The sequence below is a fragment of the Lentzea nigeriaca genome (assembly GCF_016907955.1).
Classification (GTDB): domain Bacteria; phylum Actinomycetota; class Actinomycetes; order Mycobacteriales; family Pseudonocardiaceae; genus Lentzea; species Lentzea nigeriaca.
Genome location: NZ_JAFBCX010000004.1, coordinates 513,350 through 533,997 on the forward strand (window position 1 = coordinate 513,350; position 20,648 = coordinate 533,997).

22 protein-coding genes and 5 tRNA genes are annotated in these 20,648 nt (G+C 67.8%); 16 read left to right on the forward strand and 11 right to left on the reverse strand.

Going from position 1 to position 20,648, the window contains the following annotated elements; all coding sequences use genetic code 11:
• The first annotated feature begins 23 nt into the window (after positions 1 to 23).
• From JOD27_RS16910 to JOD27_RS16935, 6 genes are all read left to right on the forward strand, one after another.
• Positions 24 to 527 (forward strand): hypothetical protein, encoded by a 504-nt coding sequence (locus JOD27_RS16910; protein WP_204763192.1) that lies wholly within the window; start codon positions 24 to 26, stop codon positions 525 to 527.
• Positions 528 to 638: 111 nt separating this feature from the next.
• A complete protein-coding gene (locus JOD27_RS16915; protein ID WP_239567174.1) occupies positions 639 to 1,349 on the forward strand; it encodes an ABC transporter permease in 711 nt (236 codons plus the stop codon).
• Complete coding sequence (locus JOD27_RS16920; RefSeq protein WP_204763194.1) at positions 1,342 to 2,139, forward strand: ABC transporter permease; 798 nt, start codon at positions 1,342 to 1,344, stop codon at positions 2,137 to 2,139. Before JOD27_RS16915 ends, JOD27_RS16920 begins: the two co-directional genes overlap by 8 nt.
• On the forward strand, positions 2,136 to 3,107 hold the full coding sequence (locus tag JOD27_RS16925) for an ABC transporter ATP-binding protein (protein ID WP_204763195.1): 972 nt from the start codon (positions 2,136 to 2,138) through the stop codon (positions 3,105 to 3,107). Before JOD27_RS16920 ends, JOD27_RS16925 begins: the two co-directional genes overlap by 4 nt.
• 46 nt (positions 3,108 to 3,153) lie before the next feature.
• Positions 3,154 to 3,501 (forward strand): DUF8711 family protein, encoded by a 348-nt coding sequence (locus tag JOD27_RS16930; protein WP_204763196.1) that lies wholly within the window; start codon positions 3,154 to 3,156, stop codon positions 3,499 to 3,501.
• A 371-nt stretch (positions 3,502 to 3,872) separates the two neighbouring features.
• Entirely contained in the window at positions 3,873 to 4,064 is a 192-nt protein-coding gene (locus tag JOD27_RS16935; protein WP_189257800.1) for a DUF1918 domain-containing protein, read from the forward strand.
• Here JOD27_RS16935 and JOD27_RS16940 read toward each other — a convergent pair.
• Together JOD27_RS16940 and JOD27_RS16945 are read right to left on the reverse strand one after the other, a co-directional pair.
• The gene (locus tag JOD27_RS16940) at positions 4,061 to 4,873 is read right to left on the reverse strand and encodes an inositol monophosphatase family protein (protein ID WP_307830162.1); all 813 of its coding nucleotides are present in this window, start codon (positions 4,871 to 4,873) and stop codon (positions 4,061 to 4,063) included. The two genes, JOD27_RS16935 and JOD27_RS16940, sit on opposite strands and share 4 nt — an antisense overlap.
• Positions 4,874 to 4,894: 21 nt before the next feature.
• Positions 4,895 to 5,875, reverse strand: a complete 981-nt coding sequence (locus JOD27_RS16945) for a malate dehydrogenase (protein ID WP_204763197.1) — start codon at positions 5,873 to 5,875, stop codon at positions 4,895 to 4,897.
• Between the two features lie 92 nt (positions 5,876 to 5,967).
• On the opposite strand from JOD27_RS16945, the gene JOD27_RS16950 reads away from it, so the two are divergent.
• The gene (locus JOD27_RS16950; protein WP_204763198.1) at positions 5,968 to 6,567 is read left to right on the forward strand and encodes a pentapeptide repeat-containing protein; all 600 of its coding nucleotides are present in this window, start codon (positions 5,968 to 5,970) and stop codon (positions 6,565 to 6,567) included.
• Here the strand turns inward: JOD27_RS16950 and JOD27_RS16955 are convergent.
• Together JOD27_RS16955 and JOD27_RS16960 are read right to left on the reverse strand one after the other, a co-directional pair.
• Entirely contained in the window at positions 6,546 to 6,857 is a 312-nt protein-coding gene (locus tag JOD27_RS16955) for a hypothetical protein (RefSeq protein WP_204763199.1), read from the reverse strand. The two genes, JOD27_RS16950 and JOD27_RS16955, sit on opposite strands and share 22 nt — an antisense overlap.
• Positions 6,857 to 9,463 carry a TNT domain-containing protein gene (locus tag JOD27_RS16960; protein WP_307830163.1) on the reverse strand — a complete coding sequence of 869 codons (2,607 nt, stop codon included), beginning with the start codon at positions 9,461 to 9,463 and terminating at the stop codon, positions 6,857 to 6,859. The genes JOD27_RS16955 and JOD27_RS16960 overlap by 1 nt, the downstream gene beginning before the upstream one ends.
• Positions 9,464 to 9,603: 140 nt before the next feature.
• Between JOD27_RS16960 and JOD27_RS16965 the strand changes: the two genes are divergently transcribed.
• Genes JOD27_RS16965 through JOD27_RS16975 form a run of 3 tightly spaced genes read left to right on the forward strand, consistent with a single transcriptional unit; the run spans position 9,604 to position 11,673 of the window.
• Positions 9,604 to 10,521: a DMT family transporter gene (locus tag JOD27_RS16965; protein WP_239567175.1), complete on the forward strand. Its 918-nt coding sequence runs from the start codon at positions 9,604 to 9,606 to the stop codon at positions 10,519 to 10,521.
• Positions 10,518 to 11,366 (forward strand): bifunctional methylenetetrahydrofolate dehydrogenase/methenyltetrahydrofolate cyclohydrolase, encoded by an 849-nt coding sequence (locus tag JOD27_RS16970; protein WP_204763200.1) that lies wholly within the window; start codon positions 10,518 to 10,520, stop codon positions 11,364 to 11,366. The genes JOD27_RS16965 and JOD27_RS16970 overlap by 4 nt, the downstream gene beginning before the upstream one ends.
• Entirely contained in the window at positions 11,353 to 11,673 is a 321-nt protein-coding gene (locus JOD27_RS16975; protein ID WP_372441703.1) for a DUF3017 domain-containing protein, read from the forward strand. The genes JOD27_RS16970 and JOD27_RS16975 overlap by 14 nt, the downstream gene beginning before the upstream one ends.
• Here the strand turns inward: JOD27_RS16975 and JOD27_RS16980 are convergent.
• Entirely contained in the window at positions 11,670 to 12,245 is a 576-nt protein-coding gene (locus tag JOD27_RS16980) for a TetR/AcrR family transcriptional regulator (protein WP_204763201.1), read from the reverse strand. The genes JOD27_RS16975 and JOD27_RS16980 overlap by 4 nt on opposite strands.
• A gap of 75 nt (positions 12,246 to 12,320) precedes the next feature.
• Between JOD27_RS16980 and JOD27_RS16985 the strand changes: the two genes are divergently transcribed.
• From JOD27_RS16985 to JOD27_RS17010, 6 genes are all read left to right on the forward strand, one after another.
• Positions 12,321 to 12,884, forward strand: a complete 564-nt coding sequence (locus tag JOD27_RS16985; protein ID WP_204763202.1) for a dihydrofolate reductase family protein — start codon at positions 12,321 to 12,323, stop codon at positions 12,882 to 12,884.
• Positions 12,885 to 13,164: 280 nt separating this feature from the next.
• A tRNA-Arg gene (locus JOD27_RS16990) sits at positions 13,165 to 13,236 on the forward strand.
• 4 nt (positions 13,237 to 13,240) lie between these two features.
• Positions 13,241 to 13,313 (forward strand) — tRNA-Asp (locus JOD27_RS16995).
• Between the two features lie 102 nt (positions 13,314 to 13,415).
• Positions 13,416 to 13,487: transfer RNA gene (locus JOD27_RS17000), tRNA-Phe, on the forward strand.
• Between the two features lie 10 nt (positions 13,488 to 13,497).
• Positions 13,498 to 13,585, forward strand: a tRNA-Ser gene (locus tag JOD27_RS17005).
• Between the two features lie 11 nt (positions 13,586 to 13,596).
• Positions 13,597 to 13,685, forward strand: a tRNA-Ser gene (locus JOD27_RS17010).
• 52 nt (positions 13,686 to 13,737) lie between these two features.
• Here the strand turns inward: JOD27_RS17010 and JOD27_RS17015 are convergent.
• The 6 genes from JOD27_RS17015 to JOD27_RS17040 form a co-directional block, all read right to left on the reverse strand.
• Positions 13,738 to 15,078, reverse strand: a complete 1,341-nt coding sequence (locus JOD27_RS17015) for a DUF4407 domain-containing protein (protein WP_204763203.1) — start codon at positions 15,076 to 15,078, stop codon at positions 13,738 to 13,740.
• Positions 15,068 to 16,414 carry a hypothetical protein gene (locus tag JOD27_RS17020; protein ID WP_204763204.1) on the reverse strand — a complete coding sequence of 449 codons (1,347 nt, stop codon included), beginning with the start codon at positions 16,412 to 16,414 and terminating at the stop codon, positions 15,068 to 15,070. The genes JOD27_RS17015 and JOD27_RS17020 overlap by 11 nt, the downstream gene beginning before the upstream one ends.
• Positions 16,415 to 16,434: 20 nt before the next feature.
• On the reverse strand, positions 16,435 to 18,447 hold the full coding sequence (locus JOD27_RS17025) for a hypothetical protein (RefSeq protein ID WP_204763205.1): 2,013 nt from the start codon (positions 18,445 to 18,447) through the stop codon (positions 16,435 to 16,437).
• Positions 18,431 to 19,159 (reverse strand): hypothetical protein, encoded by a 729-nt coding sequence (locus JOD27_RS17030; RefSeq protein ID WP_204763206.1) that lies wholly within the window; start codon positions 19,157 to 19,159, stop codon positions 18,431 to 18,433. Before JOD27_RS17030 ends, JOD27_RS17025 begins: the two co-directional genes overlap by 17 nt.
• Positions 19,160 to 19,191: 32 nt before the next feature.
• The gene (locus JOD27_RS17035) at positions 19,192 to 19,902 is read right to left on the reverse strand and encodes a Crp/Fnr family transcriptional regulator (RefSeq protein WP_204763207.1); all 711 of its coding nucleotides are present in this window, start codon (positions 19,900 to 19,902) and stop codon (positions 19,192 to 19,194) included.
• Positions 19,903 to 20,010: 108 nt separating this feature from the next.
• Positions 20,011 to 20,643 (reverse strand): Crp/Fnr family transcriptional regulator, encoded by a 633-nt coding sequence (locus JOD27_RS17040; RefSeq protein ID WP_204763208.1) that lies wholly within the window; start codon positions 20,641 to 20,643, stop codon positions 20,011 to 20,013.
• Positions 20,644 to 20,648: the final 5 nt, after the last annotated feature.

Here is a 20,648-nt window from a genome sequence, read left to right on the forward strand (position 1 = left end):
CCCACAAACATCCTGGGGGGATCATGAAGAAGCTTCGCGCATTGGTCGCATGCCTTGCCGTCGCGGGTTCGCTGGTCGTGAGCGCTCCGGCAGCGCAGGCGGCCGCGGGTTGCTACCAGTCCGGCGCTCACGCCGGCTACTCGACGACCTACACCTGCAACATCTGGCGGCTCAACCACCAGTGGGCAATGTACGGATCGGCGATCTTCAACCCGGTGGGCAACGTCGACGGCATTCTCAACGCCGGGAACAGCTGGTTCGTGTGCCAGCGCAAGTTCGGGATCAAGCTGGAGTACGGGCCGATCAAGAACGACTGGTTCGCCTACACCCTGGGCGACAACGGGTACTGGGGCTGGGTCAGCGCCACCCACTTCTCCGCCGGCGGCAACTGGGAACCCGTTCCCGGGCTCGGCTACTGCCCCCAGGGCTTCGGAGAGACCGCGACCTATCCCGGTGAACGGCCGAGGCCCGCTTCGCGCTGGGAGACCCCTGGACCCGACCACGAATCCAGGGTCACGATCAACTAGGTAATCCACTTGCGACGGTCACTAACGTAGACCGACGTGCGTGTTCACGCCGATTTGATCATTGCTGGATTTCGAAGGTACTCGACCTACCGACAAGCGATGCTGGCCGGAATGACCACGAACGTGGTCTTCGGCCTGCTGCGGGTCGCCGTCCTCGCCGCCGCTCTCAAGGCGGCGAACGGCGAAATCGCGGAGTACGACATCGCTGCCACCAACACGTACGTCTGGATCGGGCAGGGGCTGCTCGGGTTTGTCCTGCTGTGGGGCAACAACGAGCTCGCCGAGCGCGTGCGATCCGGTGACGTCGTGGTAGACCTGTATCGGCCGTGGCATCTCCAGGGCGCCCTCCTCGCCGAGGACGTCGGGCGCGGCGGTTACGCGTTCCTGGTGAGGCTCGCACCGCCGGCGGTGTTCGGCATGCTGCTGTTCCCGTTCCAGTTTCCCGCCCACGCCTACCAGTGGCCGCTGTTCCTCATGAGCGCGGTCATCGCGCTCGTCAGCAGCTTCGGCATCCGGTTCCTCGTGGAGATCAGCTCGTTCTGGCTGATCGACAACCGTGGGCTGTACGGGTTCTGGAACGTCACGTCCGGCCTGCTGTGCGGGTTGACCGTGCCGATCGCGTTCTTCCCCGAGTGGGCGCGGGAGGTGCTGTGGCTGACGCCGTTTCCCGCGATGCTGCAGGCGCCGATCGACGTGTTCCTCGGTCACGGGAACGTCGTGAAACTCCTGCTGTACCAACTGTTCTGGGCCGCCGCGATTCTCGCCGTCGGCCACTTCGTGCTGCAGCGAGCGGTGCGCAAGGTGGTGGTGCAGGGTGGCTGACGTCATCTACCCGAGGCTCATCGGCGCCCGGCTGAGAAGCCAGCTGTCCTACCGCGCGTCGTTCGCGATGGACTTCGTCACGCAGGTGATCGCGCAGTGCTACGAGCTGCTCGTCATCCTGATCCTCTTCACCCAGATCCACGCGCTGGGCGGGTTCACCAAGAACGAAGTGCTGCTGATGTACGCGTTCGCGGGCACGGCGTTCGGGGTCGCGGATCTGTTCGCGGGCCAGCTCGACAACCTGCCGACCTACATCCGCACCGGCAACTTCGACGTGTTGCTGATGCGGCCGCTCGGCACGTTGCCGCAGATCATGTGTTCCGACATCCGGTTGCGCAGGATCGGTCGCATCAGCGGCGCACTGGCCGTGCTGGGCTACGCGCTGGCGAACGTCCCGATCGGCTGGACACCGGCGAAGGTGCTGCTGGTCATCGCGACGCCGATCGCGGGCTCGGTCATCTACGGCGCGGTTTGGGTGGTCGCCTGCTCGATCTGCTTCTGGATCGTCGACGGGCGCGAGTTCGCGAACGCGGTCACCTACGGCAGCAACGCCTTCACCTCGTACCCGATCAACGTCTACTCCCGGCCGCTGCGCTGGTTCATGGCGTTCGTCGTGCCGGGTGCGTTCGTGGCGTACTACCCGAGCCTCGCGCTGCTCGGGAAGCAGGATCCGCTCGGCCTTCCTGGCTGGGTCGGCTGGACATCACCGCTCGTCGCGGCGCTGGCGGCGGGAGTCGCCGGGCTGGTGTGGCGGTTCGCGGTCAGGCACTACCGGGGAACGGGATCATGATCGAGGTCAGGGAGCTCCGCAGGGAGTTCAAGATCGCCACGTCCAAAGGCTTGCGACGCAACTACAAGACGGTCACCGCGGTCGACGGCGTCACGTTCGACGTCGCGGCGGGCGAGGCCGTCGGGTACGTCGGGCCGAACGGCGCCGGCAAGTCCACGACGATCAAGATGCTGACCGGGATCCTGGTGCCCACCAGCGGCGACATCCGGGTCAGCGGCGTGGACCCGTCGAAGCAGAGGCGCGATCTCGCCAAACGCATCGGCGTCGTGTTCGGCCAGCGCAGCCAGCTCTGGTGGGACCTGCCGCTGAAGGACAGCTTCGACCTGCTCAAGTCGATCTACCGGGTGTCCTCGCAGGACTACAGGACGAGGCTCGACGAGTGCGTCGAGCTCCTCGGTCTGGAGGAGACCCTGCTCACGCCAGTGCGTCAGCTCTCGCTGGGACAGCGGATGCGCGGCGAGATCACGGCCGCTCTGCTGCACGCGCCGGAACTGCTGGTCCTCGACGAGCCCACGATCGGCCTGGACCTCGAGTCGAAGGAACGCCTGCGGGAGTTCCTGAAGGACATCAACACCCGCCGCGGCACCACGCTCCTGCTCACCACGCACGACCTGGACGACATCGAACGGCTCTGCCCGCGGCTGATGGTGATCGACCACGGCAGGGTGCTCGCCGACGGACCGCTGGACGAGCTGCGGGCCGAGGTCACCCCTGACCGCGAGCTGGTGATCGACCTCAGGGAACCCGGACCAGCACCGGACGTCCCAGGAGTGACGGCGGTGCGCAGCGAGGCCAACGGATTGCGACACCACCTCACGTTCAGGCGAGCGGAGACGACGGCGGCACAGTTGATCACCCAGGTGGTGCGGCAGGTCGAGGTGCACGACCTCGCCGTCGTGGAGCCGGAGATCGACGACGTGATTCGGAAGCTCTACCAGCGCCAGGTCGCACAGGACGCGCATCGGTAGAGTCGTGGGCAACGGTAAACGGACACATCGGGCAGAGGGAGAGCGAATGCGCCTAGTCGGACCGCTGGCAGCAGCCGTCATCGCGTTGGGTGGCCTGACGGCCTGCGACACGATCCAGGACGTCAGCAACACCGCGGACAAGGTGAAGCTGTGCGCCGACGCGATCCAGTTGCTGGGCTTCTCGCCGGACCTGAGTGACCCGCAGAAGGCGCTGGAGGACACCCAGGCCAAGGCGAAGGAGCTGCAGAACCTGGCGAACTCCTCGCCGGACGAGCAGGTGAAGAAGGCTCTGCAGGAGGCGGCCAACGGCATGCAGAACGTCGGCTCCGCCGCGGACTGGGTGCAGCAGAAGGCCGATCTCGCCGCGAAGGTCTCCTCCGCCTGCGGTGGATGAGCACTTGAGCCGTTGCCTGAAGTGCGAGTGAAAGCGAGTTCACCGCATTCGGACAGCCGGCGCATAGCGGCGGCGACGTTGGCCCACACCGGGTGACGCGGGGCTTCCCGTGGCAGTACCCGCTGCCCACACGGTGTGGGCCTGGTTTTCATCGGGCGTGTTCAGTGTCCCGGCGCAACTCGCCGCGGGGTCAGCCGATCATCGGCGAGGCCGTGGGACTTCTCGGCGGATCCACTCACGGTGGTCCGCGTTCACGCACGTTCCGCCCAACAGGTGCATTGAGCCCTGTTGCGTACCTCCGGTGTCGGCCTAGGCTTTAACGCGTTCGACGCGCCATGCCTCACGCCGCACACCGGAGGTGTCGCAGCATCATGCAAGCAACAGTGGGTGACAGGCTCCACGTCCACAGCCGCTCCGTGGGACTCGAGGAGCGCCTGGGCGAGATCCTCGAAGTGCGCGGGACCGACGGCCAGCCGCCGTACCTGGTCCGCTTCAACGACGGCCACGAGGGCTTGGTGTTCCCTGGCCCCGACTGCATCGTCGAGCCGCGGAGCGAGATCTAACCCAGGACTGTGCTGATCAACTCCTCGGCGAGCTGAGGGGTTGCTGCCGCCACGCCTGACCACCGCCTGGTCAGGTCGGGTTCGAACGTGAACGGCCGCCCGTGCAGGTCGACCAGCACCCCGCCCGCGGCGGGCACGGTGACCAGCGCCGTCGCGAGGTCCATGATCCGGTGCGTGTCGCTGCCGGGATCGATGAACGCGTCGACGGTGCCCTCGGCGACCAGCATGGTCTCCAGGCAGGTCGTGCACAGCACCCGGATGCGGTCGGCGCGGTTCGCGATGCGCAGCCACGCGTCCTGCGTGCCGGTCTTGGGGCGCATCAAACACACGGACGCGCCGTCCAAAGTGGTGCGTCCGGTCGTGCGGAACGACGTCTTCTCCCCTGCGCGCGCGTGCCACGCACGGCCCGTGTCGAACCACGTCGTCAAAGCTTCTTTGGCCGTGCCGTCCTCGACGAGTGCGCCGGCGAAGCACGAGAGAGGAACGCCGAACGCGGCGTTCGCCGACCCGTCGACGGGGTCGATGACCAGGGTGATCGAGGAGCCGTTGTCGACGAACCCGGCTTCCTCGGAGAGCAGATTCACACGGTTGCGGTGGATGGATTCCAACACCGCGTCTTCGACGATGCGGTCGACGCGCATCGTCGGTGTTCCGTCGGCGCCGTCCGCGACTTCCTCGCGGAGTTCGAGGCGCGTGTGCAGTGATCGGGCGCGTCCGTACGCCGCTGACGCCGCACGGGCGGCGTCAGCGAGCGCAGGATGCACGTCATCGGAGAGCTGTGGCTGGGGCACGTCCCATGAAATCCGCACGTGCCCCACATTGCCACGAAATCAGATCAGGCCGAGGCCCTTCACGGCGTCGCGCTCCTCGACCAGCTCGGCCACGGAGGCGTCGATGCGGGCGCGGGAGAACTCGTCGATCTCCAGGCCCTGGATGATCTCGTACGAACCGCCGGAGCACTTGACGGGGAACGACGAGATGATGCCCTCGGGCACGCCGTACGAGCCGTCCGACGGGATGGCCATCGAGGTCCACTCGGTGCCGTTGACCCAGTCGTAGATGTGGTCGATGGCGGCGTTCGCGGCCGAAGCGGCCGAGGAGGCGCCACGGGCCTCGATGATCGCCGCACCGCGCTTGGCGACGGTCGGGATGAAGTCGTTCTCCAGCCACGCCTGGTCGTTCACGGCCTCGGCGGCGGTCTTGTCGCCGACCTTGGCGTGGAACAGGTCCGGGTACTGGGTGGCCGAGTGGTTGCCCCAGATCGTCATGTTCTGGATGTCGGTGACCGCGACGCCCAGCTTCTTGGCGAGCTGCGACAGGGCGCGGTTGTGGTCCAGGCGGGTCATCGCGGTGAAGCGCTCGCGCGGGACGTCCGGCGCGTGCTGCTGGGCGATGAGGGCGTTGGTGTTGGCCGGGTTGCCGACCACGAGCACCTTGACGTCGTCCGCGGCGCCGGCGTTGATCGCCTCGCCCTGCGGCTTGAAGATGCCGCCGTTGGCCTCGAGCAGGTCGCCGCGCTCCATGCCCTTGGTGCGGGGGCGGGCGCCGACGAGCAGGGCCACGTTCACGCCGTCGAACGCGGTCTTCGCGTCGTCGGTGATCGTGATTCCCTTGAGCAGCGGGAAGGCGCAGTCGTCGAGCTCCATCGCGGTGCCCTCTGCGGCCTTCAGCGCCGGGGTGATCTCCAGCAGGCGCAGGTTGACCGGGGTGTCCGGGCCCAGCAGGTGGCCGGAAGCGATGCGGAAGAGCAGTGCGTAGCCGATCTGGCCGGCTGCACCGGTGACAGTGACGTTCACGGGCGTGCGGGTCATGAGCCTTCCCGAATGACGGTCCTCGTTGACGTCGGGCAGGTCGCCCGGCGTCCCGCACGTTACCAACACGTGGACAGTGGCAGAGTGTGAGAGTGGACAACCCGGTCGAAGAGGTCGGCGAAGACTACGCCGACGCCAACTTGCCCAATCAGCACTGGGAGAAGCGGTTTTTCACCGACTGCGACTTCACCGAAGCCGATCTCCGCGAGCTCGTGACGACGGGGTGCACGTTCACCCGGTGCGACTTCACCCGGACGGACCTCGGTGAGTCGAAACACCACGCGACGGCGTTCCGGCAGTGCACCTTCGACCGCACCGTGCTGACCCGGTCGTCGTTCACCTCATGCAGCCTCATGGGGTCGAACTTCGTCGACTGCGTCCTGCGGCCGGTCACCTTCACCGAGGTGGACTTCACGCTGGCGTCGTTCGTGAAGGCACCCCTCTACGACCTGAAGCTGGCCGGGCAACGGTTCCGGGAGACGAACCTCAGCGAGGCGGACCTGCGCAACACCGACCTCTCCGGGGCCGACCTGATGGGCGCGCGGCTGCTCGACGCCAAGCTGGAGGGTGCCGACCTGCGCGGGGCGAAGATCGACGCGAACGGGCTCCGGCAGGCCAAGCTGGCCGGAGCCCTGATCGACGTCGACACGGCGATCGCGTTCGCCGCCGCCTACGGACTAGTCGTGTCGTGACTTGATGCGCACGGACGGGTGGATGCGCACGGCCAACTCCCCGTCCGCGAACTCACGACGACATGCGACTCACCGCGACCGGACCGCACGAGCATCCGGTCGGCACGTTCGCGGTAGAGGTCGACGACGGGCTCGTCGCCGTCGAACCACCGCACCCGCACGGAAGCGGCATGCACGTCGAACGACAGCAGCACGTCCTCGACCCGGACAGCCTTGATCCACGGTTCGTCCCCTGCCTCGGGGCTCACCCCGAACGCGTCGACGAACTCGTCGTCGGAAGGCACCTGCATCAGTTGTCGGCTGATCCGGTGATCTCCACCAGCACGCCGTCCGCGACCATCTCCTCGATCGCCTTCGGCAGCAGGTAGGCCGTTCCGCCACCGGGCTGCTCGAACCACGGCACCGCGACACCCGTCAGCACCTCGAGCGGGCGGCGCAACCGGTACACGCGGTACGGGCGGTTGATCCACGACGGCACGAGGCTGCGTTCCGGGAACGGCGTGCCCGCCACGTAGACGAGGTTGCCGCTCTGGTCGCCGTAGCGATCGACCTCGGTGCCCGCCGGCAGCTCGAACATCTGCTTGTGGCGGAACAACGTGAGCGGCGGCTCGCCCGCGAGCGGGGAGATCGGGAACTTCCGCTTCCCCGGCTCCTCCTGCGCGACCGCGGCGGCCACCGGTGCGGGTGCGGGCGCGGGGGCCTGCTGCGGTGGTGGTGGCGGAGGCGGCGGGGCCTGCTGTGCCTGCGGCTGAGGCATCGGCGGACGCTGCGGCGGAACGGGACGGCGCGGCTCCTCGCGGAAACCGTTGGCCATCGGGCGCTGCGGAGGCGGAGGCGGTGGAGGCGGCGTCCGCACGATCGTGCGGAAGTTGCCCAGCACCAGCTTGCCGACCAGGTACGCCGAGGCGTCCTCGACCTTGTCGAACCGCACGGGGCTCTTCGGGCCGTGGTCGAACCAGCACACCTCCCAGCTGTCGCCGTCGAGGCGCAACGTCCAGGTGCGGTCGGCGGGCTCGCCGATCCGGTACACGCCGTGCGGCACGCTGAGGTCGTCGAGCGCACGGCGGGTGCCCGCCAGTTCGCGGTCCTCCTCCGGCGTGACGGTGCGCGGCGGCTTCACCGGCTCCGGCTCGGGTTCCGGTTCCGGCTCGGGTTCGGGCTCGTTGAACAGCGCCGCGTCGAACTGGGTCGTTTCTTCGACGTGGGTGGGCGCGGGCACCGGCACGGGCGCGGGCGCGGAGACCGGCACCACCGGAGGCGCCACCGGCAAGGGCTCGGCGACGGGCTCCGGTTCGAACGCCTGCGGCTCGAAAGCCTGCGGCTCGAAGGACTGCTGGTCGAAGGACTGGGCCTCGAACGAGGCGGTGGACTCGATCTCGTCCTCCGCCAGATCCGGCTCGTCCTCGGCGACAGCGACGACCGGGTGCTCCTCGGTGACCTCGGCCGGGCTCTCCAGCGGCTCGTCGAGGACCGGGCTCCACGCCATCGTGTCCTGCATGACGTCGCGCGGGCGTTCCTCCGGAACGAGGTGGTCCGTGCGCTCCTCCTCGCGGTGGTGCGTGAGGAGTTCCGGCTCGTCCGGGCCGGCGGTCGGGATCTCGGGTTCGTCGGCGACGTCCACGACATCGTCTTCGTGGCCGAGGTCCGTTTCGTTCGGCTCCTCGGCGACGATCTCCTGGACGGGCTCTGCGACCGGCTCTGGTTCCTCGGCCTCGGTCGCGTGCGGGGCGAAGAGGTCCATGCCCGCGCCGTAGGTGTCGCGCAGCCGCCTGTCGTCGACGTGGTCGGGCACGCCGTCGGAGTCGAAGATCACCCGATAGGGCGGACCGTCGCCGGTCGGCACCGGCGTCGGAACCGCGACGGTGGGGCCGACCTCGCGGGGCTCCGGCTCGGGCTCGACGTGCGGCTGCTCGGTGGTGACCTCGGCGGCCTGCGGTTGGGGAACCAGGGGCTCGAAGTCGTACTCCTCGGGCTCCTCCACGTCCTCGAACTTCGGCGGCGCGACGATCATCGTCGCCTGGGACTGCGGCTGCGGCTGCGGTTCCGGCTCGGGCTCCGGTTCCGGCTCGAGCAGCTGGGTGCCGGGAGGTGCGGCGGGCGCGCCGAGGTTCGCGGCGGCGGCGAGCCTCGACTCCTCGGTGACCTCGGGCAGGCTGAAACCGGCGGTCCTGGCGCGCTCGACGAGCTCGGGCTCCGGCGGCACGCCGTACTTGCGCAGGTAGTACGAGACGCCCGCCGGCCAGATCCACACACCGTCGGTCTGGAAGCCGGACGGCACGACCTGGGGCGAGTCGGGGTGCAGGACGTCGGCGTCGAAGCCACGTCCGGCGACGGCGACCGGCGCGTTGGAGAGGTAGGCGAGCAGCGGTGCGACCTCGGGCTCCGGCACCGGTGGCCGGTTGACCGACGGACGGCCGCCGGGGCCCGCACCGTCGAACACGCGGACCGTGCGGAACACCGGTGTCGGTGGGTTCAGCCTGCGGCGCAGCCAGTCCGGGACGTTCTCGTCCGCGCGCGGGAAGAACCGCATCTCGTCGAAGTACGCCTGCTGCGGAGGCGGCGTCTGCCAGCTCGGCTCGGCGCGGTCGAAGTCGAGGTTGTAGCTGGAGGGGTGATCGAGCTGGTAGCGGGCGTTCGTCCAGCTGCCCCTGCCCTCGCGGTGCATGCCTGCTCGCAGCCGGGCGAACAGCGAGGCCACGTCCTGCGGCGGTGCCCAGGAGTGCGAGGTGCCGTCCTGGAGCCGCATCTCGGCCTCGAGTTCGAAGTACCGGCCGGTGGCTCGGTACTGCGCGATCACGCTGCGCCAGTCCTCCGGCGCGGCCCGCATGAGAGTCAGGCCGATCTGCTTAACCAGAGCGTCCTGCTCTGTAGGGTTCAACGGCTTCGGCTCGGACACGCCAACATCTTCCCCTGCAAATCGCCGGATCGCACACGTCCCCCGCCGCTGCGCCGAACGGTGGAGGACCGACCTTAACGCGGCAGCCCTTCCCGGTTAAAGCTGATCAAGAACACCCCGCAGACGAGTTTGGAGGAGCTTTGTCCCGATCCGCGCAGTTGACCGGTGGTCTGCTGGCTGCGATCGGCGGAGTGGCCGTCGCGGTCCAGGGCCGGGTCAACGGGTCGCTGGCCCAGTCGTTGCAGAACGGTTTCCTGGCCGCGTTGATCTCGTTCGGCGGCGGGTGGCTCGTGCTGGTGGTCACAGTCCTGTCGCGACAGTCCGGGAGGGACGGGCTGCGGCGGTTGCGCGACTCGCTGGTCGCGCGCCGGATCCGCTGGTGGGAGTGCGTCGGCGGGATCTCCGGCGCGTTCCTGGTGGCCTCGCAGGGAATCACGATCGCGACGATCGGTGTGGCGGTGTTCACCGTCGCGGTGGTCGTCGGGCAGGTGGTGAGCAGCCTGGTCGTGGACCGCAGGGGGCTCGGGCCGGGCGAGCCGAAGCCGCTGACGGTGACCCGCGTGCTCGGAGCGGCTGTCGGCGTGGTCGCGGTGATCGTCGCCGTGTCGCACCGGTTCACGTCGCCGGGCGAGTTGTGGCTCGCGGTGCTGCCGCTGGCCGCGGGACTGCTGATGGGCTGGCAGCAGGCGGTGAACGGGCTGGTGCGCGAGGCCGCGGGGCACTCGATGGCGACGATCTTGGTGAACTTCACCACGGGCACGGCGGCCTTGCTGGTCGTCAACCTGGTGGCCGCGCGCGGCGTGGCCGAGTTCCCCGGCCAGTGGTGGCTCTACCTCGGCGGGCTGCTCGGCATCGTCGGCGTGGGCGGCGCGATCGTGTCGGTGCGGTTCATCGGCGTGCTGATGGTCGGGCTGTGCGCGGTGTGCGGGCAGCTCGTCGGGGCCGTCCTGCTGGACGCGGCGAGCGGGCGCCTCGCGTTGCCGACGGTGATCGGCGTGGTGCTGACGCTGGTGTCGGTGGGCGTCGCCGCGCTGCCCAGTGGGAGGATGAGGACGTGACTGCGACGCTGCTCAACGGCAACGAAACCCGGAACGCGCTGTTCGAGGACCTCAAGGCGCGGGTCGCCGCGCTGCCGGTGCCGGTCGGTCTGGCCACCGTTCTGGTCGGTGACGACCCCGGTTCGCACTCGTACGTGAAGGGCAAGCACAGGGCGTGCGAGAAGGTCGGCATCTCCTCGATCAGGCGCGACCTGCCCGAGTCGACCACGCAGGAGGAGCTCGAGGCCGTCATCGACGAGCTGAACGCGAACCCCGAGGTCACCGCGTACATCGTCCAGCTGCCGCTGCCCAAGCACCTCAACGCGAACGCGATCCTGGAGCGCATCGACCCCGCCAAGGACGGCGACGGCCTGCACCCGGTCAACCTCGGCAAGCTCGTGCTCGGCGAGGACGCCGCACTGCCCGCGACGCCGCGCGGCATCGTCGAACTGCTGCGCCGCTACGACGTGCCGATCGCGGGCGCGAACGTCACCGTCGTGGGCCGCGGCGTCACCGTGGGCCGCCCGATCGGCCTGCTGCTCACCCGCCGCAGCGAGAACGCCACCGTGACTCTGTGCCACACCGGCACCAAGGACCTCGCCGCCGAGGTGCGCCGCGCGGACATCGTGATCGCCGGTGCCGGCAGCCCCGGCCTGATCACCGCGGACATGGTCAAGCCGGGCGCGGCCGTGGTCGACGTCGGCATCACCCGCACCGAGGCCGGCCTGGTCGGCGACGTGGCCCCGGACGTCCGCGAGGTCGCCGGCTGGCTCGCCCCGATCCCCGGTGGCGCGGGCCCGATGACCGTCGCGATGCTGCTGACCAACACCGTCGAAGCCGCCGAGCGCGCCCATGCGGCGGTCTGACGCCGAGGCGCTCATGCCGGAACAGCGCTGGCGGTCGGGCCCCGGCAAGCACCTGCCGTTCGCGCTGGTGCTCGGGGTCGGCGTGCTCGGGCTGGTGCGGATCTTCCAGTACCACTGGCGGCAGGGCGCCGTGCTGCTCGGCGTCTCGCTGCTCGTGGCGGCCCTGCTGCGGATCCTCGTGACCGACGAGCAGGCCGGTCTGATCAAGATCCGCGGCCGCGGCATGGACGCGTTCCTGTACTCGACGCTCGGCATCGTGGTGATCGCCGTGGCGTTGACGATCACCGGCGGCCCGCTGAGTCGTTAGTCGGAGTCGATGGCCCTATTGACGAGGACCTCGATGAACGCGTCGAGGTCCATCGGCTCGGTGATGTCCGGCAGGGTCAGCCGTTCGTAGATGAACCCGGTCATCGCGAAGTACAGCAGGATGACGGTCATCCGGTCGCCCGGCAGCTTCGACTCCTCGTTGAACGCGATGTTGAACTCGAGGTTGTCCGCCATCGTCTTGGTGAGCGCGGTGCGGAGGTCCGGCCTGCGCGTGGCCTCCAGCCGCAGCTCCATCAACGCCAGGTAGCCGGCCCGGTCGGCGTCCGCCCGTTTGACGATGTCGTGCATGAACTTGATGCTCAGCGACTTGTCGCGAGGCAGTGCCAGCGACTCCGCGATCGACTCCTGCGACGGCATGAGCCGCTGGGTCACCCTGATCGCCACCTCCGACATCAGGTCGTCGCGGCTCGCGAAGTAGTTCGACGCCGTGCCCGCCGGCACCCCCGCCTTCGCGTCGATCGCGCGGTAGGTCAGCCCCCGCGCCCCCTCTTCCGCCAGGACGTCGATCGCCGCGTCCAACAGGGCGGTTCGCCGTGCTTCGTTCCGGACCACAGATCCTCCTTGACAACCACTACAGACATAGTACTACAGTTGTCGTGGTTCAAGACATCTGAGGGGATGGTCTGTATGCGAAAGCTCGTCTACTACGTGGCAGTGACGCTGGACGGGTTCATCGCGGCCGAGGACGGAACCTTCGACGGGTTCCTCTTCGAAGGCGACCACATGGAAGGCATCAACGCCGAGTACCCGGACACGCTGCCCACCCAGTTCCGCGGACCGCTCGGCCTGGCCGACGCACCGAACCGGAACTTCGACACCGTCCTGATGGGCCGCAGCACCTACCAGGTGCCCGGCGGCCTCGCGTCGCCCTACGCCCACCTGCGGCAGTTCGTGGTGTCGTCCTCACTGACCGACACCCCGGACGACGTCGAGGTGATCAGCGAGGACGTCCTCGGCCGCGTGCGGTCGCTCAAGGACGAGGACGGCCTCGACATCTGGCTGTGCGGCGGCGGCAAGCTGGCAGCCGAGTTGCTGCCGTTGATCGACAAGTTGCTCCTCAAGATCCACCCGGTCGTGTTCGGCCGCGGAATCCCGCTGTTCGACGGGAAGGCCGACATCACGAAGTTCCAGCGCACCGATGCGCGCCTGTTCGAGAGCGGCGTTTCGTTCATGACTTACGAGCGTTCCTAAAAATGATTGACGGGCACCGCGCACACCCGTAACACTTGGACCACATCAAGCCGAAGGGGACCGTCATGACGAGCCAGCAGATGCGAGTGGAGCGCTTTGGCAGCGCTGCTTTCGCTGACGCGCGACCGTCTGACGATCGCGCCTCACGACGCCCGGTCGCGTCGTTCACCAGCGGCGATGGCTCCCCACCGTGACTTGAGTTCCAGGTCATGACCAAGGGAGCCGCCCATCGGGAAACCGATCAGGGCGGCTTTCTCAATTTGGTGCACATTTAATTTTCACCCTTGTAGCTCAACGGATAGAGCGCGGCGCTACGAACGCCGAAGTCCGGGTTCGACTCCTGGCAGGGGTACTGAGCTCACGTCGCCTAGCGGCCAAGGCACCGCATTGTCGATGCGGCTATCACGGGTTCGAGTCCCGTCGTGAGCGCTCCACGGATGCGAGGGAGACGGCAACCCGCCTCATTTGGGATGAGGACACACCGCGTTCGACTCGCGGGCATCCGACTGGCGCCCCTTCGGGGGCGCACCAGGCTCTTTAGCTCAAGCGGCAGAGCACCGGGGTGAAGATCCGGTGGACGGGGTTCGACTCCCTGGGGAGCCACGCAGGACGAGGAGGGCTGGCCGAGTGGTAAGGCACCGGATTGCTACTCCGTGGTCCGGGCATCATGCCCGGCGCGCGTTCGACCCGCGCGCCCTCCGCGTCCTGGCAAGGAGGATTGGCCGAGCCCGGTAAGGCATCCGTCTCGAAAACGGTGGTCGGCGCGCGAGCGCCGCGCAGGTTCAAATCCTGCATCCTCCGCCGAATCAGGACCACGGCCGGTGCCGATCCGACGACACCGGCCGTTCCTGGCTCAGCTCGAGTCGCCGCGCAGACGGGCGGCCAAGCGTTCGATCTCCTCGTCCAGCTCGCGTTCACGCTGGGCTCGAGCTTGGCGATCGGCAACGTCGAGCCGCTCCATCCGCCCGTGCCGCTCTCGTTCGATCCGCTCCAGCTTCACGTCCATGATCGCGGAGTCGCGGCGCTCGAACAGATTGACATGGCTGCCGTGCAACCGCTTGTCCGCCTCGATCTGCCGCGCGATCAAGCGGTCGTAGGTCGTCGAGCCGTTCATCCACTTGGCCAGCACCGGCAGGCAGTCGAAGAGCACCAGCAGCAACCGCAGAGCCCAGTGCCCGAGGGTGACGGGCAGGCTCTCCTCGGAGAGCTTGCCCAGGGCCTCGAACTCCTCGAGGATGCCGGTCTTGACGCGGTTCGCCTTCCGCGCCTCGACCTTTTCGTCGATCGCCGCCTTGACGTCCGAGCCGTAGGACGCCTCGGCGGACTGCAGCTTGGCCTTGAGCGCGATGATCTGGATGTCGAGACCCCCGAGATCGATCTGCCGCTGGTCGAGCCGTGTGTCCTTGCGGTACTGGTCGGCACTGTTACGGTTGCGAGTGCACTCCGGCCCCTCCCCGACGTCGCCCGTCGTCAGCGGTCCGGGGATGCCTTTGCACTCGGCCTGCGCAATGGTTTCAAGCTCGTTCCACTTCCGCAGGTACTCGTTGACCTCGGTCTTGAGTTCATCGCGCTTGACGACGAGACCGTCGTACTCGCCACGAAGAGCGCTGAGGGAGCTCGACAGGTTCAGGTGGAAGTCGGCGCATTCGGCGGTGTCCACCACCTTGCCGTCCGACGGGTTGCACGCCTTCCAGGTGCCCGCATAGCGCGCGATTTCGTCGGCTCGGCTGTCCTCGACCTGCTTCTCGATCGCCGGGTGGAAGACCCAGACCACGAGAGGCTCGGCGATGGTCAGCCCGAGCAGCACCGAGATCACCAGCCGGGGCAGGAAGACGATGAACCGCGCGCCACTTGCACCGTGCATGCTGGCGATCAGCCAGCTGTCCAGGTTGATGATCATGATAGCCCAGAACATCGCCACCGGTGCCAGGGCCGGCACTCGCCACCACGCGTCACCGCCCAGCAGCTGACTCAGCACGACCATGATGGACAACCCGCTGAGCACACCGGTGGTCAGCACGATCACGGCCATCTTCGTGTAGCGCGGGCGTTCCTCCGGAGCCCAGTCGAGCACGTCCTCCTTGATCCCGATGACGGAGCGGAGCTTGCGGCCGAAGCCGAGATCCGGGAATGCCGGCCGGTACGGGCTGACCGGGATCTCGGTGAGGTCCGCGGGCAGGGTTTCAGTCGGCATTCTCTTCCCTCAGCTCGTCGGCCACGCTCCGCTCCTCCTCGAGCTCCTTCGGCCGGTCCTCCGCGAGCTCCTTCGGCACGGGTGCCGGCGGGGTCGTGTCGAGCACCTCCGCGATGATCTTCTCGACCGGAAGGTTGTGGGTGTCCAGGAATCCACGCGCGGCAAGGGTTTGCACGAGCTGGACGTTCGCGTCGAACCGGCGCCGCTCGTCCTCACGGTCGGCGGCGTCGCGGCGTGCCCGCTCGGCACGTGTCGCGTCCCGGTCGTGGCGCTCCATCTCCAGCTCAATCCTCTTGTAGTCGCGATCCTGCTGCTGTTTCACCAGCTCGTAATCGCGGTCGCGAGCTTGCCGGGCGTCGGCCAACTCGCTCTCCCTGGCGGCTTCGGTTCGCAGCTCGGCGACGAGTTCGCGTTGATCGATCTGCCCGCTCGCCACCGCGTACAGCAACGCGTTGCGCGTGTCTCCGTTGATGAGTTCCACGTCGCGCTCGAACTGGTCCCGCGCGTACTGCCTGCGTTCGGCCGCCAGACTCAGTTCGTGCTGAGTGGTTGCCGCCTGGATCAGGTGCTCGTGCCTGCGGTCGACCACCTCCATGTCGTGCTGATGGCGTTGGTCGCCCACCTGCACGGTTCGGTCGTGGCCGCGCTGGTCCAGCTCGACGTCGTTGCGGTGCCGCCTGCGCACCTCTTCCAGCGTCTGATCGTCACGTTCGGACTCATAGGCGAGCCGATGGGTCTGGGCCTGCTGCTTGAGCGCGAGCTCGTGCTCGCGTTCCTTGTCCCACAGGGTCTTCTTGAACTCGACCAGCTCCTGCGGCGTCAACACCTCGACGCCGGCGAGCCTGATCGTCATGCCGGGCACGGTGATCGGCCGGACTTCGAAGTACGCGCGGACCTGTGCGGAGACGTCCCGGATGACCTCGTTGATGTCCGAGAGCTTCCGCGCCAGGCCGAGCTCGAACAGACGCTGGTGGCTGGTCAGGTAACTGTGCAGCACGGTTGCGGCGTTGAGCCCGTCACGCACCACGACCACGGGGTCGTTCACCGTGCAGGTGAACGTGACATGCACGGTGAAGGCGCTTGCCTCGCCGCTCTGGATCGTCACGGCGACCAACACCGGCGCGTCGCGACTCATGTCCACGAGGCTGACATGCGATGCCTGGACCACCTGTTCGTCGCGCGGGCCGAGCCTGCCGAAGTCCGGCAGGTACTCACCCTCGACGCGGTACACGAGCATCTCGTGCGCCGCGGGCTTCGGCAGGTCGTCCGGCTCGCGGGACTTCCTTCCCAGTCCGAGCAGGCCCCGCTTCTGCAAGGCGGACAGTGGCCTCTGCATCACAATGGGATAAGGACGAGTCATGGTGTCGGTCCCTCGGTGTTCCTTCTGTTCTGCAACGATTCGAGCAACACGTCGATCAGTGCGTCCTGGTCACTGCGCTTGTTCCGCTGACGCACGACGCCAAGGGACTCGCGCAGCGGCACCAGCTCTGCTGCCGGGACGGCATCGGCCAACGCCTGACCCAGCTCTCTCGCCTCTTCGGGCCTGAGCAGGTCGACGGATCTCAGCAATGCGCGCACCGCGTCACGACGATGAGGCCGGCTGAGCAACACGGCGGCCCAGACGCGCGCGACCAGGTCGAGCCGATCCGGCCGGTTGCGGATGAAGTGGTGGATCGCCAACTGGTACTGCGGTCCCCCGCGGACGGTGAGCACCGCGAGGATCGCCCGGGTCACCAGCTCGCGCTTGCGCAGCTGAGGTGGTCTTACCTCGAAGTCGTCGAGCACGCGGACGAGCAGCCCCAGAACTATCGCGCCATGGTGAGGTTCGTGGACGAGGGTCGCGAACATCTTCGCGAATGCCTGCACGTATGCCTCGGTCTCGGCATCGGGGCTCTGCTCCAGCAGTTTCCAGATCCTGCGCACTGCTTCGGTCGGAAACCTCGCCGCCAGCTCGCCGCTGAGCGCCACCGCAGCCGTACGACGCTGCACTCTCGAGCCGAACATCGCCCAGCCTCGTACGACGCGCAACGCGACCAGCGCAGTGTCCTCGTTGAAGCACATGAGCCACAGCACCAGCGCCGCGGTGTCACGTCCTTCGTCACCCAACTCGCCGCGCGACCACGGTTCGAGGTAAGACTGCTCGACCTCCACCGCGTCCGTCTCGGCCAACAGCGCCAAACCGCGTGCGACCTCGAAGTCGGCCCCTTCCTCAACGATGTCGTTGATCCAGACGTTGACCGCGTCCCAGAACGGGGTCGGCATCCTCTCGTTGAGCTCGGCGAGCACGCGAACGCGGCAGCCGGGGTCCTTGAACGTGAGCACGCGGATCGAGGTGTGGTCACGGATCAGCTTCTTGGTCGTCATCAAGCTGCTCTGCCTGAGCCGGCGCGCACGGGACTGGTCGAGCACGGGTTCGGTGCCGCCCTCGACAGGTTCCTGTTCCGGCAACGGGAGCAGCGCGTCGAGCCGCTTCTCGAGCATCGCCAGGCGTGCCTCGAACTCGCGCTCGCTGACCCCGGTGACGAACGCCAGCGTGGCGATCTCCACGATCTCCTTTCGCGCGGGAAGCTGCTCGAACCACTCCCACGTGGTCTGAGCGGACGCGATATCCAGGTGCCGCAACGCTTCTTGCACTGACTCGCCCGCTTTGACCCGTGCTGCCACTTCGGCCAGATCGCTCATCGCACGGTCCTCGGGAAGAACCTTCACGAGCTCCCGCACCACACCCGCGTCGCCACCGAGGTGCGCACGCAACACGGTCTCGACGCTGAGACGCTCCCAGAAGACGTGCTTCACCGAGCCCGAAACCTCAGACACGGAAGCGGTGCGGGTGACCACGAGAAACGCACCTGCCTCCCGCACCGCTTCCCGGACTGCCACCCACGCGAAATCCGTGTCCGCTTTCTTCGCGGTGTCGGCCTGGTCGGTCATGACATAGCCGTGGCCGGTTTCATACGTCCGCATGGCGAGCTCGTTGAGCGGCAGGAACGGCGTCAGTGCGACCAGAGGACCGTCGGTGAGGGCGCGGAGCATCGACAGCGCACCAGCCCGCTTGCCGGAGCCTCGCACGCCGCTGATGACCACGACGTGGTCGGCGAGCAACGACTTCTCCGCTGTCGCCTGGCACGGAGGTGCCACGTAGTGCTCGAGCGCCTGGCGCACATCCCTGGGATCGATCTTGCCTTCGTCGCGGCCGACCCACCTGCCGTGGCCGTCGGAGTCCATCGAGCCGAACACACCGTTCGGCGCGTGGACGCGCTCGTGGAAGACGTTCAGCACGTCGACCTTCACAGCGGCCGCAGGCCGTTCGTTCTCATCGGCCTGCCCATCGTCGCCCGGCTTGTCCTCGTTCTCAGCCGCGGCGGTCACGCACCACTCCGAACACTCCGTGAGGTGCGTACACCCGCTCCTCGAACTTGTTGAGCACCTCTGTGTGGATCACTGGACCATCCGAAGTGGACTCTCGCACCGGCGCGGCGGAGACGGGCTTCGCGGCGGCGAGACCCGGCAAACGCACCCATCCGCGTTCCGAGTAGGTCTTGACCTTCACCTCGACCTCCTGAAACTCGTCGGCGTCGAGGCCGCGTTCGCCGTGCAGGACCACTTCTCGGTAGTAGCGGTCGGAGATGATCAAGCCGAGCTGCGCCTCCGGCGAGCCCGACATGGCTTCTCGCAACGCGGGTGCGTCCCTCAGTCGCGCCGCTCCGACCACGGCGTCTCCCTGGACGTGCGGCGGGTCCAGGACGACCTCGCCGAAGTCGACCGCCATCCGCAGCCGCAGCTGGTACTGCTCGGAAGCCGCGCGGTTCACGTCCGTCAGCGCTATGGCGACCTCGCGCAGGATGAAGTCCGCGAGGATCCAGGACCGGGACACGTCGGCGCTGACCACGATCGTCGCGCTGTCTCCGTCCACTCGCCTGAAGGCGGAGGCAATCGGGTGACCCGCTGCCTTCGCCGCGGAGAAGGCTGTGGTGAGCACGATGTCGTGGGCGGAGTCGAGATGAGACTGACGGCGTCTCTGACCGGACGAGCCGACCACGTCCGAGCTGATCACCGTCTGGGAAAGGGCAAGCGAGGTCACGGGACTCCTCAGGTGCTGCGGTGGTGTGGTGGTCACCCTGAGATGCACTCCGGCGAGCCACCACATCCTGTGATGGTTTTCGAGTAGATCGCGCGGTTCAGGCAAGCTGCGCAAGGAACTTGCACGCGGCCGTACTGGGTTGTAACAAGGTTCCGGTCGCGCAGGCGCCGCAGCGATCGGTGCGTGGCCACGAGCGACGCCGTGGCGAGCTGGGCGAGTTCACACTGGCGCAGCGGAACCTCGGCACGCGTCCGCGAGGAGCCCTCGACGAAGAACGCGATCATGTCCGCCAAGGCCTGCAGCACACGGATGTCGACGCACTCCGACGTCATGGCCGCCGCGTGGTTCTCCGCGGCGCGAAGCCGGAGCGTGACCTGTCTGGTGACCTCACGTGCGACCGCGGGGTGGTCGTCGAGGTACTCGAGGAATCGGCTGCGCGCGATCTTCACCCCGGACACCAGCCCTTGGGCGAGCACGGAAGCCGACCGCACTCCTTCGTCCACACAGGCGATCTCGCCCAGCAACTCGCCGGGACCACGCACGGCGAGCAGCCGGGTGCCGCCGGCGTGGTCGCTGCTGATGACCTTGACGACGCCCGAACGAACGACGATGACGAAGTCACCCTCGTCTCCCTGCCGCATGAGGTGGTCGCCCGGCCCGTACTCGACCGGTCGCCCCCTGTCCAGCAGCCCGGTCAGCTCCCGCGTGGACAATCGGGTGGCGAAGTTCCCTCTGTCACGCATGACTCCCCTTTCCACACGCGCCCGGCACACGAAATTCCAGGCGAATCAGAAACTCGTGATCTGCGCACGCCAAAGCCTGCCCATTGACAGGAGCTCACGCGATGTCGTTCAGCACGGTTCTTCTGCGTCAAATGGCACACTCGATGCCATCGCGGTCAACGCCGACGGCACGACGATCACCAATTTGCGTCGCCGAGTGATCACGACACCGCGCTCGCGAAGCGTCCGCAGCCCTCGCGCGACAGCCTCACGCGACGCGCCGATCGCCCCGGCTATCTCCTGCTGGGACAGTTGCACGGAAATCTCCACGCCGTCCGGCGCAGCAGCGCCGTGCTGACCGGCGAGCCTCAGCAGGAACGCGGCGAGCCGCTCGGTGGCACTGTGAGCGGCCTGCTCCAGCCGCCGGTTGTCCGCCCTCCGCAAACGGTCCGCCATGTGCACGACCAGCGCGATCGCGATGGCAGGACGTTCGTGCAGGGCCTGGACGAACCGTTCCGCGGTGAGCAGGACGGCCTTGGTCTCGCCGAGCGTCCAAACGTTCACCGAACGTGCCCGGCCATCCAGAACCGAGACTTCACCGAGCACGTCGCCGCTGCCCCGAATCGCGAGAACCGCCTCATATCCCGACGGCGCCGTGATTGTGATCTTGACCCAGCCCTCGACGACCAGCAGTACGTGGCCGGCAGGGTCACCGTGCCGGAACAACGCCTCGTTCGCCCCATAGGTGCGGGCAGAACCCAAGCCCG

What these genes read in the sequence shown, in the direction of transcription:
- JOD27_RS16910 (WP_204763192.1), top strand. Translation starts at nt 24, where the DNA reads ATGAAGAAGCTTCGCGCATTGGTCGCATGCCTTGCCGTCGCGGGTTCG.
- JOD27_RS16915 (WP_239567174.1), top strand. Translation starts at nt 639, where the DNA reads ATGACCACGAACGTGGTCTTCGGCCTGCTGCGGGTCGCCGTCCTCGCC.
- JOD27_RS16925 (WP_204763195.1), top strand. Translation starts at nt 2,136, where the DNA reads ATGATCGAGGTCAGGGAGCTCCGCAGGGAGTTCAAGATCGCCACGTCC.
- JOD27_RS16930 (WP_204763196.1), top strand. Translation starts at nt 3,154, where the DNA reads ATGCGCCTAGTCGGACCGCTGGCAGCAGCCGTCATCGCGTTGGGTGGC.
- JOD27_RS16935 (WP_189257800.1), top strand. Translation starts at nt 3,873, where the DNA reads ATGCAAGCAACAGTGGGTGACAGGCTCCACGTCCACAGCCGCTCCGTG.
- JOD27_RS16945 (WP_204763197.1), bottom strand. Translation starts at nt 5,875, where the DNA reads ATGACCCGCACGCCCGTGAACGTCACTGTCACCGGTGCAGCCGGCCAG.
- JOD27_RS16955 (WP_204763199.1), bottom strand. Translation starts at nt 6,857, where the DNA reads ATGCAGGTGCCTTCCGACGACGAGTTCGTCGACGCGTTCGGGGTGAGC.
- JOD27_RS16975 (WP_372441703.1), top strand. Translation starts at nt 11,353, where the DNA reads ATGCGGCGGTCTGACGCCGAGGCGCTCATGCCGGAACAGCGCTGGCGG.
- JOD27_RS16985 (WP_204763202.1), top strand. Translation starts at nt 12,321, where the DNA reads ATGCGAAAGCTCGTCTACTACGTGGCAGTGACGCTGGACGGGTTCATC.
- JOD27_RS17015 (WP_204763203.1), bottom strand. Translation starts at nt 15,078, where the DNA reads ATGCCGACTGAAACCCTGCCCGCGGACCTCACCGAGATCCCGGTCAGC.
- JOD27_RS17020 (WP_204763204.1), bottom strand. Translation starts at nt 16,414, where the DNA reads ATGCAGAGGCCACTGTCCGCCTTGCAGAAGCGGGGCCTGCTCGGACTG.
- JOD27_RS17035 (WP_204763207.1), bottom strand. Translation starts at nt 19,902, where the DNA reads ATGCGTGACAGAGGGAACTTCGCCACCCGATTGTCCACGCGGGAGCTG.